The organism is Streptomyces sp. NPDC028308, from assembly GCF_055565855.1.
Window position 1 is genome coordinate 510,553 of sequence record NZ_JBVHTO010000003.1, and the last position, 12,548, is coordinate 523,100.

Here is a 12,548-nt window from a genome sequence, read left to right on the forward strand (position 1 = left end):
CCCGCGTCCTACGGCTCCAGCAGCCCGAGGTCCACGGAATCGGCCAGGGCGGCCAGGCCCGCGTCGCCCGGATGCAGATGGTCCCCGCTGTCGTAGGCGGGAAGCAGCCGCGCGGGCCGTGCCGGGTCCCGCAGCACCGCGTCGAAGTCGAGGACGCCGTCGAAGTCCTCGCCGTCGCGGATCCACTCGTTCACCGCGACCCGTTGCGCGTCGGCCGCGGCGGTGCACAGCGACTCGCCCTCGCAGGGCGCGACCGTCGCGGCGAGGACCCGGACGCCGCGGGCGTGGGCCCGGTCCGCGATCTCGCGCAGCCCCGCGATCACCTGCTCCGCGGTGGCGCCCCAGCGCACGTCGTTCACGCCCTGGAAGACGACGGCCGTACGGACCGAGGTCTGGGCGAGGACGTCCCGGTCCAGGCGGTGCAGCGCGCTCACCCCGCCGCTGTCGCTGGACACCCCGTCGCCGGGATAGCGGTCGGTGACCACGCGGTTCGCCGAGATGCCCTGGTTGAGGACCCCGTAGTGCGGGATGACGGAGGAGGCCCGCACCCGGTCCGCGAGCAGGTCGGGCCAGCGCCGGTTGGCGTCCGTCGGCGACTTCTCGCCGTCCGTGATGGAGTCGCCCAGCACGACCACGGAACCGGGGCCGCCCCCCACGTCGACCCCGCTCAGCAGCGGCCAGTTGGTGATCGTGGAGGTGTACGCGTCCGCCGCGGCGTCGCCGGCGTGGTCGCCCGGCTCGCTGACGTACGAGCGCTGCACCGCGAGCCGGTGCACGGGCGCCGCGGTCACCGTCCCCGGCAGATGGAAACTGACGAGCAGGTCGGCGTCCGCGGGCACGTCGAAGTCCACCGGGTCGCTGACGGCCTGCGCGCCCGCGGGGATCGTCGTCCCGGCCGCGCCCCGGAACGACAGCGGGACCGGCGCCGCCGCCGGCCGCGCCCCCGCCTCCCGCACCGCCACCGTCGCTCCGCCGATGGTCACGGGCGCGGACGCGAACGTGTTGTCGAGCCGGATCCGCACCCGGGGGCCACCCGCGGAGGTGTGCACCACCAGCCGCAGCGTCCGGTCCGTCCAGGGACCGACGGCCTGGTACCCGGAGGTCGAAGCGGCCCAACTGCCCGTCCAGGCGCGCGTCGACGGCCGTACCGCCAGGGCGAACACGTGCAGCGCCCGGTCGCGGGGGAGTCGCACCGAGGCGACCTCGCGGCCCCGGGCGAGCGGCACCGTCACCACGTACAGCCGTGCCTTCTCGGCGAGTTGGCCTTCCGGGGTGTTGATGTGGGGCAGCGCCACCGCTTTGGTGGCGAGCGGCCCGGTCCGCCAGTCCGGGGCGGTGAGCCGGTACGAGGAGACGGAGCCGTCGGCGTACCGGACCGCGCCCGTGCCGCTCGCGTCGCCGCCGCCCGTGCCGGCGACGAGGAAGGCGAGCGCGTCCCCGCGGCCCCGCACGCGCACGGCCTGTCCGTCGGCGCGCACGTTGTCGGGCTCGCCCGGCTCCCGTCGCGGCCATGCCAGGCGGTCCCCTTGAACGGTCAGGGTGCGCCCCGGGGTCCAGCCCGCGGCCGTCAGGTCCCGCGCGGACAACGAGCCGCCCGAGCCGTCGAAGTCGGCCTCGCCGGGCCGCGTGTCGTCGCTGACGGCGGTGTTGTCGAAGAGCCGTTCCAGCGGACGCGGCCCGGCTTTCGCAGACGGGGGTACGGAGGCGGACTCGGCGTGGGCGACGGGCGCGCCGCCCAGCGCCAGGCCCAGCACCACGACCACTCCCCACAGACATCGGCGCACGCCCGGCTCCTCCCAGAGCGGTGACAGACGGGATGACAGGTGCCCCATGAAACTAGGGAGGCGGACGGGAGGCGTCAATGAGCCGCGTGTGAACGGGCGCCGAACTCATCCCGCCCGCACGGCGGCCACGTCCGGCGAGGCCGGCCGGCCACGGCGTGCCCGAGTCCGGCTGAGACCGGGCATTCCGGCGCACGGGCCCACCGTTACCGGCCCGTGCGGTGCGCACCGTCCGCGCGGGCGGGTCCGGCGGAACCGCGGTCCGGTCATTTGGATGATTCCGTGATCAACTGCCGCAAGCTACATTCATGACATGCCGGGAACGCGGGCCCTTCGGCGATCGTTCCCTCATGGAGAGGCCGGTGATGAACATCCCCTTCTTGGACAAGTGGCGCAGGCGGCACCTCGCGGGGCGCGGCCAGGTGCTCGCCGTGGCCTTCGAGGACGACCCCGAGGGTGTGACCGAACTGCTCTCGGAGTGCGAGCTGCTCCGCTCCCAGGCGGCGATGGCGGGGCTCGAACTGGACGACTCCCCGGCCTCGTTGACCGCGCTCGACCAGTTGCTGCCCCGCTGGCGGGACGACCCGGAGGCGCTGCCCTGGCTCGCCAACGACGCGGGTCTCTACCTGGGCACGGTCGTCGTGCGCACGGTCCTCGGCGCCTCCTGGCACGTGTGGCCGGGTGGCAGCCCCGTGGTGCGCCTCGCGTCGGGCCGCGAGATCCCGGTCATCGAGGCCGGCCTGGACTGGGCCGTGCAGGGCGCCCCCCAGCTGTCGCAGGTCTACGCGGAGGCGGCGGAAGCCTAGGCGCGGCCGGCCCGGGCACGCCCGCCGGCGGCCGCGGGGTGGCACAACAGGCGGCCGGGGTGGTCGTGCGCCCTCGCCGCGGGGCCTCAAATACGGTTAATCGCGGGGCTGGCGTGTCGTCGGCCGAGTCCCGTCGCCCGTGGATAGTTTGCGCTGACCGACACAGCTGAGAGTGGGCAGGTCCGGGATGGCCGTCGATCCGCTGATCGAACTGCATGACGTGAACAAATACTTCGGCGAGCTGCATGTCCTGCAGGACATCGACCTCACCGTCGGCAAGGGGGAGGTGGTCGTGGTCATCGGCCCGTCGGGGTCGGGCAAGTCCACGCTGTGCAGGGCGATCAACCGGCTGGAGCCGATCCACTCCGGGACCATCCGGCTCGACGGACAGCCGCTGCCCGCGGAGGGCAAGGACCTCGCCCGGCTGCGCGCCGAGGTCGGCATGGTCTTCCAGTCGTTCAACCTCTTCGCCCACAAGACGGTTCTGCAGAACGTCTCACTGGGGCAGATCAAGGCCCGCGGGCGCAAGAAGGCCGAGGCCGACAAGCGCTCGCACGAACTCCTCGACCGGGTGGGTGTCGCCGAGCAGGCCGACAAGTACCCGGCGCAGCTCTCCGGCGGACAGCAGCAGCGCGTGGCCATCGCCCGCGCCCTCGCCATGGACCCCAAGGCCCTCCTGTTCGACGAGCCGACCTCGGCCCTCGACCCGGAGATGATCAACGAGGTGCTGGAGGTCATGCAGCAACTCGCGCGTGACGGCATGACCATGGTCGTCGTCACCCACGAGATGGGCTTCGCGCGTTCGGCCGCCAACCGCGTCGTCTTCATGTCGGACGGCCGCATCATCGAGGACCGCACCCCCGAGGAGTTCTTCACCGATCCGCGCAGCGACCGCGCCAAGGACTTCCTCTCCAAGATCCTCAAGCACTGAGCCGGGGGTGCTTCGCATGATCCGCAGGACACGTGCGTTCCGCGCGCCCGGCGGCCGCCGGATCCGGTTCGTTCCCCACGTGCCCGTGCGGCGCGCCGTCCGGGCCGTACTGCCCGCCGTGGTGGGCCGGTTGACGGCGGCCCTGACCGATCCCTCACCGGGTTCCCCGGTCAGCTGTGAGGAGTTCCTCCGCTCCGGGAGGCTGATCACGTCGAGTCTCGACTACGATTTGCCGTTCATCCCGGTGGTGACGGTGATCCAGCCGCTCCGCACCGGGATGTGCGTGCCGCTCTTCCGGTCCGCCCCTCGGGTGTACCGGCGCGAACGGCGCAGTCCCAAGACCGAGGCCGTGGACGTGGCACCGGCCGAACCAGGGACGCTGCTGCCGGGTGTGCAGTAGCTGAGAGGGCCAGAACCCGCCCGGCAGCAGCCGGAGATCACTGCTCGCGCAGGGGCACCGACACGTACGACGGGTCGTGCTCCGGTGAGGAGAAGGTCAGCTGCGCGCCGGACGGGTTGTGCTCGATGTAGAGCGGGTCCACCGTGTCGACGACCAGGGCGAGACGATGCCCTGCCGGGACGTCGTAGGCCGTGGAGAACAGCTCCAGGTCGACGCCGAACGGCTTGCCGGGCGTCTGTCCGTGGAAGGTGTACGGCGCGTTGCTGACCAGCTTGCCGAGGCCGAGCGGGCCCACGTCGTAGAGGTAGGCGACGAGGGTGCCGCTCTCCTTGGTCGCGGTGACCGTCGTGTGCAACTCGCTTGTTCCGCGCACCCGTTGGGCGGTGGAGTGCTTCGGCGACTGCCATACGGCGGCCCAGCGGCGCGGCAGCAGCGGGATCGACGCCGTGGGCGGCAGCTGTGCGAGCTGGTCGAGGATGCTGGAGAGGAAGAGGGTCCCGCCGTTCGCGCCCGAGTCGACGTTCGTGTGGATGGTCGTCTCGCCCGCGAGGGGGATCTTCCTGGTGTTGGCGCCCACCGACTTCCAGTCCGGGTAGCTCTCGTAGCCGCCGGAGGAACGGGGCTTGAGCCGGACCGGCTGCTCGCGGTCGACGCCGTTGTCCTCGCCCTTGAGGTAGTGGTCGAACCACCGTCCGGTATCCGTCCACACGTCGTTGGGCAGTCCGAGCAGGCCGGTCGCCTCGGCGGTGGCGTGGTCACCGGGGCGGAACTGCAGGCGCTTGGGCCCGGCCAGCCGCTCGTAGAAGTCGGCGTACTGGTTGGGCGGGAAGATCGTGTCGCCCCAGGCGTTGGCGAGCATGACGGCCGTGCCGTTGGCGTTGATCCGGTCGACGGCGTACGCGGCGGAACGTTTCTTCCCCCAGTCGATCATCTCCTGCTCCTTCGACAGGTTCGAGCCGAGGAAGTTCTTCAGGGTCTCCTGGAGTTCGGCGCTGGGCCGGCCGGTGAGGTAGCCCGTGCCGCCCAGCATCGCGGCGGCCTGGACGTGCTGGGTGCGGCCCGAGTAGATCGAGTCGATGAGGTCGGCCCAGCCGCTGAGGGCGGCCACCGCCTTCACGCGCTTGTCCTGGGCGGCGGTGAGCAGGGTGATGCCCGCGCCGTACGACACGCCCGCCATGCCGATCTTCGCCGCGTCGGCCGGGGTGTTCGCCAGCGCCCAGTCGATCACCCGGGACGCGTCGGCGGTGTCGGGCGGCCCGGCCACCTCGATCCGCCCGCCCGACTCCCAGAAGCCGCGGGAGTTGTAACTGACCACCACATAGCCGGAGTCGGCGAGCTTTCTGGCCTGAGCCAGGTACTCGATCTGTGGCAGGGACCAGCTCGTGGGCAGCACGATCAGCGGGTAGCGCCGGGTGCCGTCGGCGCCCGCGGGCGTCACGACGTTCGCCTTCAGCACCGTGCCGCCGTCCCCGGTGATGTCGACGAAGCGGATGCCCGCCGTGCCGCTCGCGGCCGGCGCGGCCTGCGCGGTGGGGGCGAGGCCGAGGGCGGTGCCGGCGAGCAGCGTCGCCGAGACGGCTCCTGCGGCGGTGGTTCGCAGTGCCTTGCGCGGGTGTCCCACGGGTCACTCCTCACTCGTGCCAGTGCAAAGTGACCCGACGGTAACCTCGGGTTCTTACTGCCGGTAACCCGTCGGTAAGTTACGTGCGAGTAACGATTGTTGAAGTGTTCATTTCGTGTGTGCCGAGGCCGCTGAAGTGTGCGTTCCGCCTTCCGGGGGTGTGGGTCCGGTGAGAGTGCGCCGGGGCCGGCTCACTGCGCCCGGTGCGAGGTGCGGGCCGTCGTCACCGGCGCCGGGGTCTGCGCGGCCCGGGTCACGTCCGCGACGAGTTCGACGACATCGGGGCCGTACGCCTGGGAGTTGACGACCTTCAGCAGCAGGACGAAGGAGTCGCTCCGGTACTTGCGGGTCAGCCGCTCATGGTGGCGCGCGAGATAGCGGGTCGCCGCCTGGTTGGTGATCGCGCGCTGCCCGCAGAACAGGAAGACGGGCCGCGCCGCCCGGCCGAGGTCCGCGGTGAGCCGCGCCAGGATCACGTACTCGCCCTTGCCGGACTCCAGGCGGTAGCGCTCGCTGCCGATCTGGAAGGCGCCGCGGTCCGGGCCCGGTTCGGCGTCGGTGTTCACCCGGATGCCCGGCAGCAGCGACGCCAGGTGAGCCGCCATGCGCCGGTTCGAGGCGGGCCCGCCGACACAGAACTCGGTGCGCTCGCCGAAGCCCTGCTGCGCGGCGTCGTGGGCGACGACGTGGGCGTGCGCGCCGCAGTCCTTGATGAGCGCCGAGAGCTCCAGCAGGGCGAACACGTCGTGTCGCATCACGGTCAGTTCGGGGCCGCCGGCCTCCCGGTTGACCACCAGCAGCGACTCGGAGTTGTCGGGCAGCCCGAAGAAGGCCTGTTTGCGGCGGAGTCTGCGTTTCCACAGGTAGGTGCGGGCCAGCCAGCCGAGGCAGGCGCTGATACCGGCCGCGAGCACGCCCAGGACGATGTTGCGCACGTCGTCATTCATGGGCGCGCATGCTAGCGGTCGGACCGAACGGTGTTCGAGGGGTACCTGACGCGAGCGTGGAGGGAAGTTACGCTGCGCGGACGACTGTTGACTGGAGGTACGGATGCGTCGCCCTGTCGCACGGAGTCTGGCGGTCCTGGCGGTCTCGGCCGCGATGGTGTCGGTGGGGGCGGCGGCGCCTCCCTCGGCCGGAGCCTCGGAGAAGGTGCCGGTCGCCGTCGGCTACGGCGGAGCCGTGGCGAGCGTCGACGCGGACGCCTCCGCCGCCGGGATCGAGGTCCTGAGGAAGGGCGGCAACGCGGTCGACGCGGCGGTAGCCACCGCGGCGGCGCTCGGCGTCACGGAGCCCTACTCGGCGGGCGTCGGCGGGGGCGGCTACTTCGTCCACTACGACGCCAAGTCCCGTACGGTGCACACGATCGACGGTCGGGAGACCGCGCCGCTGACCGCCGACGAGAACCTCTTCGTGGAGGACGGCAAACCGGTCCCGTTCGCCGACGCCGTCACCAGCGGACTCGGCGTGGGCACCCCCGGCACCCCGGCCACCTGGCAGGCCGCGCTGGACCGGTGGGGCAGCAAGCCCCTCGCGTCCCTGCTGAAACCCGCCGAGCGGCTCGCTCGGGACGGCTTCACGGTCGACGCCACCTTCCGCTCGCAGACGGAGGCCAACCAGGCCCGCTTCGAGGACTTCCCGGACACCGCCGGACTGTTTCTTCCCGGCGGTTCGCTGCCGGTGGTCGGATCGACCTTCAGGAACCCCGATCTGGCTCGCACCTACCGGGAGTTGGGCCGCCACGGCGTCGACGAGATCTACCACGGCGACCTCGGCCGGGAGATCGTCGACACCGTGAACGATCCGCCGGTGGACCCGGCGTCGGGGCGCGTGGCCCGTCCCGGGGAGCTGTCCCTCAAGGACCTGGCGGCCTACGAGGCGAAGTCCCAGACGCCGACGAAGACGTCGTACCGCGGTCTGAAGGTCTACTCGATCGCCCCCTCCTCCTCCGGCGGCACCACGGTCGGCGAGGCGCTCAACATCCTGGAGCGGACCGACCTCTCCCGGGCGAGCCGGGAGCGGTACCTGCACCGCTACATCGAGGCGAGCCGGATCGCGTTCGCCGACCGGGGCCGCTGGGTCGGCGACCCCGCCTTCGAGGACGTACCGACGAGGGAACTGCTGTCGCAGCGGTACGCCGACTCGCGGGAATGCCTCATCCAGGACGACGCGGTGCTGACCAGCCCGCTGGCCCCGGGCGACCCGCGGCATCCGGCGGGCTGCCCCACCTCGGGAGCGGCGGCACCGACGACGTACGAGGGTGAGAACACCACCCATCTGACGGTGGCCGACAAGTGGGGGAACGTCGTCGCCTACACGCTGACCATCGAGCAGACCGGCGGCAGCGGCATCACGGTCCCCGGCCGCGGCTTCCTGCTCAACAACGAGCTGACGGACTTCTCCTTCACCCCGGCGAGCCCCGGCGTGCACGACCCGAACCTGCCGGGTCCGGGCAAGCGTCCGCGCTCCTCGATCGCGCCGACCATCGTGCTCGACGGGCACGACAAGCCGGTCGTGGCCCTCGGTTCGCCCGGCGGCGCGACCATCATCACCACGGTGCTCCAGACCCTCACCGGGTTCGTCGACCGAGGGCTGCCGCTGGTGGACGCCATCGCGGCACCCCGGGCCAGCCAGCGCAACCAGGCCACCACCGAGCTCGAACCGGCCCTGTGGGACAGCCCGTTGCGGGCCCGGCTGGAGGCCCTGGGGCACGGCTTCCGGCTGAACCCCGAGATCGGCGCGGCGACGGGCGTGCAGCGTCTGCCGGACGGGAAGTGGCTCGCGGCGGCCGAGAAGGTACGCCGGGGCGGCGGCTCGGCGATGGTGGTGCGGCCGGCGCGGTAGCCGGCGGCCGACCGTGGAGACCCCGAGTGGTGCCGATCCGTCCGCGGGTCGCGCACCACCGGGTCCCGCCTGAACCGGGGCGACTCGGGCCGGTGCGACCGCCGCCGCGGGACGGGGCGCGCGTCCGTGTGACGTGCTCCGGCGGAGCGCATGGCGCACCGCCGGAAAACTCCCCGTAGCCGTCCCGTAACACAGCTGGTGTTCGCTACCGGATCGGAGCACTCCAGTCTCAGCGGGGAGTTGGGTGATGGCTGTAGGACAACTCCCGCACGATGTGCGGGAGTTCACTGCCTTTCTGAACGGGCTGCTGACACGTCTGGACCAGCGCGCCGGCTGGTGCGCGGTCTTCTGGCAGTGCGACCCCGAGGGGATGCGGGCCTGCCTGGACGGGTGGGAGGTGCCGCCCTGGGACGTCGTGGAGGCGCTCCTGCAGGACCTCGCCGCGCAGTACGGCGCCGCGGCCGCCGCCGGGGAGGCGGAGCGGGCCCGCGCCCTGCACGACGCCTCGCTCGCGGCCCACGACGCCCGGCCCGGCGGCCGCGACGCCCTCGGCGACCGCCTCGACGTCATGCTCCGCGAACAGCGCTACGCGGCCGAACGCCGATCCGAACTCGGCCGCCTGCTGCACTCGGCGGCCTCCCCCGAGGAGGCCGAAGCGGTCCGCCTCGACCTGGCCTGGGCCCACGACGACCACGACCGCGCCACCGCCCGCTGCGCCGAGCTGCGCCGGCGCATGCAACGACTGGACCTCCGTGCGGCGCCCGGCCGGGCACGCGGCACGGCGGGCTTCCCAGCCGACCCGCCCGGAGGCGTCGGGGCGGGCCGGCCGGCGGAGGAGACGGGCACGCCCTGGTCCGCGTTCGCGGCGCAGCCGGCGCCCGGCGCCCGGGGCGGCCCCGACAGCCCGGGCGCCCGGGAACCGGCCGGCCGGGCTCCCGGCGACGACACCGGCGCCGCCCGCGCCGAGGCGCCCTACCGTGCCACGCCCGCCGAGCGCCCCGCCCCCACGGACCCGGCCGCCTCCGTGCCAGGCGACGCGCGGCCACCGGTCGCCGCCCCCGCGCCCTCCGTCCCCAAGCAGCGCGCCAAGCGGCGCCCGCGCGGTGGCGCCAGGTTCGCCGGGATGGTGGAGGCCGAGGAGGCCCCCGTCGCCGCCCCCGCGGTGGCCCCCGTCGTGCCGGCGCCGCGCGTCCAGGACCGCAGCCCCCGGGGCGCGCGCTTCGCCGGCGCCGCCGAGGAGCCCGAGCGGCCCCAGCCCCGCAGGGAGCCGCTGGACGACGAGGCGCGGCGGGACACCGTGGACACCGTGGCGACGCTGGTGCGGCTGCGGGCCGAGGGCCGCAGCGGCGAGGCGCACGCCCTGCTCGTGGAGGCGGCCCACTGGCCCGCCGCCCGCTTCCCGCTGCTCGCCGCCGAACTGCACCGCGCCGGGCTGGACGCCGACTGGGCCACCCTGCTGTGGGAGGCGGCCTCCCTGCCCGCCGACCGGCTGGTCGCCGCGGCCGACGCCCTCGTCGCCGCGGGGCGCGTCGCGGACGGCAGGCAGATGCTGCGCCAGGGTGTCGCCAGGCCGGCCCCGGAGATAGGGGCCGCCGTGCTCGGCCTGGAGGCGGCGGGCCGCCACCGCGACGTCCGCGTGCTCCTCGACGCCTACGTACGCGTCCGCACCCCCGAGGAGGCCGCCCGCAGCGCGGAGGCGGACCCGCCCCACCTCGTCCCGCTTCTCCTGGAGTCCGCACGCGGCGCCTCCGAGGAGCGGTACTGGGATCTCGTGCACGCCCTGCGGGTCGCCGGGTTCGCCGCGTGAACCCGGCGCCGGGCGGACCGCGCTCACCCACAGGAGTGTGAAACATGATCGACTCAGCGGGTTGACGACGATGGTCTTGGCAAGCCCGCGATAGAGGCTTAGTTTCAAGCCTCTACGGCCACCGTCTACGGGCGTAGAAGCTCTCTGACGTCCTGTCGAAGGAGCACCTCATGGCCAACGTCGTACGCGCCGCCCTGGTCCAGGCGACCTGGACCGGCGACACCGAATCCATGATCGCCAAACACGAGGAACACGCGCGCGAGGCGGCACGCCGGGGCGCGAAGGTCATCGGATTCCAGGAAGTCTTCAACGCGCCCTACTTCTGCCAGGTCCAGGAACCGGAGCACTACCGCTGGGCCGAACCCGTGCCGGACGGCCCGACGGTCCGCCGGATGCAGGACCTTGCCCGGGAGACCGGCATGGTGATCGTCGTGCCCGTGTTCGAGGTGGAGCAGTCCGGGTTCTACTACAACACCGCGGCCGTGATCGACTCCGACGGCAGCTACCTGGGCAAGTACCGCAAGCACCACATCCCCCAGGTGAAGGGGTTCTGGGAGAAGTACTACTTCAAACCCGGCAACCTCGGCTGGCCCGTCTTCGACACCGCGGTCGGCAGGGTCGGCGTCTACATCTGCTACGACCGCCACTTCCCGGAGGGCTGGCGCCAACTCGGCCTGAACGGCGCCCAGCTGGTCTACAACCCCTCCGCCACCCACCGCGGCCTGTCCTCGCACCTGTGGCAGCTGGAGCAGCCCGCGGCGGCCGTCGCCAACGAGTACTTCATCGCGGCGATCAACCGCGTCGGCGTCGAGGAGTACGGCGACAACGACTTCTACGGGACCTCGTACTTCGTCGACCCCCGCGGCCAGTTCGTGGGCGACGCCGCGAGCGACAAGACCGAGGAACTCCTCGTCCGGGACCTCGACTTCGACCTCATCGAGGACGTGCGGCAGCAGTGGGCGTTCTACCGCGACCGCCGCCCGGAGGCGTACGAGGGGCTGGTGCAGCCGTGACCGACCTGTACGCACGCCACAGGGCCGTCCTGCCCGACTGGCTCGCCCTCTACTACGCCGACCCCCTGGAGATCACCCACGGCGAGGGCCGCCACGTCTGGGACGCGGACGGCAACAGGTACCTCGACTTCTTCGGCGGCATCCTCACCACGATGACGGCGCACGCGCTGCCCGAGGTGACCAAGGCGGTCAGCGAGCAGGCCGGGCGCATCATCCACACCTCGACGCTCTACCTGAACCGGCCGATGGTCGAACTAGCCGAGCGGGTCGCCCAGTTGTCCGGCATCCCGGACGCGCGGGTCTTCTTCACCACCTCCGGCACGGAGGCCAACGACACCGCCCTGCTGCTCGCCACCGCGTACCGGCGCAGCAACCAGATCCTCGCGATGCGCAACAGCTACCACGGGCGCTCGTTCAGCGCCGTCGGCATCACCGGGAACAAGGGCTGGTCGCCGACCTCGCTGTCGCCGCTCCAGACGCAGTACGTCCACGGCGGCGTCCGCACCCGCGGCCCCTACGCCCACCTGGGCGACGCCGAGTTCATCGCGGCTTGCGTCGCCGACCTGCGGGACCTGCTCGGGCACGTCCGGACGCCCGCGGCCCTGATCGCCGAACCGGTGCAGGGCGTCGGCGGGTTCACCATGCCGCCCGACGGGCTGTACGCGGCCTTCCGCGAGGTGCTGGCGGAGCACGGCGTCCTGTGGATCGCCGACGAGGTGCAGACCGGCTGGGGCAGGACGGGTGAGCACTTCTGGGGCTGGCAGGCGCACGCCGCCGCGGGCCCGCCGGACATGCTCACCTTCGCCAAAGGCATCGGCAACGGCATGTCCATCGGCGGCGTCGTCGCCCGCGCCGAGATCATGAACTGCCTGGACTCCAACAGCATCTCGACGTTCGGCGGCTCCCCGGTCACGATGGCGGCGGGCCTCGCGAACCTGACGTACCTCCTCGAACACGACCTCCAGGGCAACGCCCGGCGGGTCGGCGGCCTGCTCATCGAGCGGCTGCGTGCCGTCGCGGCGCAGGTGCCGGAGGTACGGGAGGTGCGCGGACGCGGGCTCATGATCGGCGTCGAACTGGTCGAGCCGGCCACGGGCGAGGCGAATCCGGACGCCGCCGCGGCGGTCCTGGAGGCGGCCCGCCGCGAGGGTCTGTTGATCGGCAAGGGCGGCGGCCACGACACGAGCGTGCTCCGCATCGCCCCGCCGCTGTCGCTGACCGTCGCCGAGGCGGAGGAGGGCGCCGCGATCCTGGACCGGGCGCTGAGGAGCGTCCTGTAGCGGTCACCGGTCGCGGGAGGGCGGTCGGTCCCTCGGCGGCCTCGCGCGGTCTCTCCGGCTGCCTC

At 72.7% G+C, this 12,548-nt stretch carries 10 protein-coding genes; 7 read left to right on the plus strand and 3 right to left on the minus strand.

Annotated elements, in window-relative coordinates; genetic code table 11:
- Positions 1-8: 8 nt before the first annotated feature.
- Positions 9-1,832 carry an SGNH/GDSL hydrolase family protein gene (locus ACZ4VA_RS09820; RefSeq protein WP_468080671.1) on the minus strand — a complete coding sequence of 608 codons (1,824 nt, stop codon included), beginning with the start codon at positions 1,830-1,832 and terminating at the stop codon, positions 9-11.
- 314 nt (positions 1,833-2,146) lie between these two features.
- On the opposite strand from ACZ4VA_RS09820, the gene ACZ4VA_RS09825 reads away from it, so the two are divergent.
- The 3 genes from ACZ4VA_RS09825 (at position 2,147) to ACZ4VA_RS09835 (ending at position 3,918) form a co-directional block, all read left to right on the plus strand.
- Complete coding sequence (locus ACZ4VA_RS09825; protein WP_468080673.1) at positions 2,147-2,587, plus strand: DUF6278 family protein; 441 nt, start codon at positions 2,147-2,149, stop codon at positions 2,585-2,587.
- A gap of 187 nt (positions 2,588-2,774) precedes the next feature.
- Positions 2,775-3,518, plus strand: a complete 744-nt coding sequence (locus tag ACZ4VA_RS09830) for an amino acid ABC transporter ATP-binding protein (RefSeq protein WP_356166748.1) — start codon at positions 2,775-2,777, stop codon at positions 3,516-3,518.
- A 16-nt stretch (positions 3,519-3,534) separates the two neighbouring features.
- Positions 3,535-3,918 carry a hypothetical protein gene (locus ACZ4VA_RS09835; RefSeq protein ID WP_355792914.1) on the plus strand — a complete coding sequence of 128 codons (384 nt, stop codon included), beginning with the start codon at positions 3,535-3,537 and terminating at the stop codon, positions 3,916-3,918.
- Between the two features lie 37 nt (positions 3,919-3,955).
- Here ACZ4VA_RS09835 and ACZ4VA_RS09840 read toward each other — a convergent pair whose 3' ends face one another.
- Positions 3,956-5,539 (minus strand): alpha/beta fold hydrolase, encoded by a 1,584-nt coding sequence (locus tag ACZ4VA_RS09840; RefSeq protein WP_468080676.1) that lies wholly within the window; start codon positions 5,537-5,539, stop codon positions 3,956-3,958.
- A 191-nt stretch (positions 5,540-5,730) separates the two neighbouring features.
- On the minus strand, positions 5,731-6,486 hold the full coding sequence (locus tag ACZ4VA_RS09845) for a hypothetical protein (protein WP_356237832.1): 756 nt from the start codon (positions 6,484-6,486) through the stop codon (positions 5,731-5,733).
- A gap of 103 nt (positions 6,487-6,589) precedes the next feature.
- Between ACZ4VA_RS09845 and ggt the strand changes: the two genes are divergently transcribed.
- From ggt to ACZ4VA_RS09865, 4 genes are all read left to right on the plus strand, one after another.
- Positions 6,590-8,383, plus strand: a complete 1,794-nt coding sequence (ggt, locus tag ACZ4VA_RS09850; protein ID WP_468080678.1) for a gamma-glutamyltransferase — start codon at positions 6,590-6,592, stop codon at positions 8,381-8,383.
- Between the two features lie 247 nt (positions 8,384-8,630).
- The gene (locus ACZ4VA_RS09855; protein WP_468080680.1) at positions 8,631-10,190 is read left to right on the plus strand and encodes a hypothetical protein; all 1,560 of its coding nucleotides are present in this window, start codon (positions 8,631-8,633) and stop codon (positions 10,188-10,190) included.
- A 170-nt stretch (positions 10,191-10,360) separates the two neighbouring features.
- Complete coding sequence (locus ACZ4VA_RS09860) at positions 10,361-11,203, plus strand: nitrilase-related carbon-nitrogen hydrolase (protein ID WP_355785886.1); 843 nt, start codon at positions 10,361-10,363, stop codon at positions 11,201-11,203.
- Positions 11,200-12,483, plus strand: coding sequence for an aspartate aminotransferase family protein (locus ACZ4VA_RS09865; RefSeq protein WP_356166735.1), 1,284 nt, complete (start codon positions 11,200-11,202; stop codon positions 12,481-12,483). The genes ACZ4VA_RS09860 and ACZ4VA_RS09865 overlap by 4 nt, the downstream gene beginning before the upstream one ends.
- Positions 12,484-12,548: the final 65 nt, after the last annotated feature.

Bases quoted from the DNA above. Each gene is read 5' to 3' on its own strand.
- ACZ4VA_RS09820 (WP_468080671.1), bottom strand. From the start codon at position 1,832: ATGGGGCACCTGTCATCCCGTCTGTCACCGCTCTGGGAGGAGCCGGGC.
- ACZ4VA_RS09825 (WP_468080673.1), top strand. From the start codon at position 2,147: ATGAACATCCCCTTCTTGGACAAGTGGCGCAGGCGGCACCTCGCGGGG.
- ACZ4VA_RS09830 (WP_356166748.1), top strand. From the start codon at position 2,775: ATGGCCGTCGATCCGCTGATCGAACTGCATGACGTGAACAAATACTTC.
- ACZ4VA_RS09835 (WP_355792914.1), top strand. From the start codon at position 3,535: ATGATCCGCAGGACACGTGCGTTCCGCGCGCCCGGCGGCCGCCGGATC.
- ACZ4VA_RS09845 (WP_356237832.1), bottom strand. From the start codon at position 6,486: ATGAATGACGACGTGCGCAACATCGTCCTGGGCGTGCTCGCGGCCGGT.
- ggt (WP_468080678.1), top strand. From the start codon at position 6,590: ATGCGTCGCCCTGTCGCACGGAGTCTGGCGGTCCTGGCGGTCTCGGCC.
- ACZ4VA_RS09855 (WP_468080680.1), top strand. From the start codon at position 8,631: ATGGCTGTAGGACAACTCCCGCACGATGTGCGGGAGTTCACTGCCTTT.
- ACZ4VA_RS09860 (WP_355785886.1), top strand. From the start codon at position 10,361: ATGGCCAACGTCGTACGCGCCGCCCTGGTCCAGGCGACCTGGACCGGC.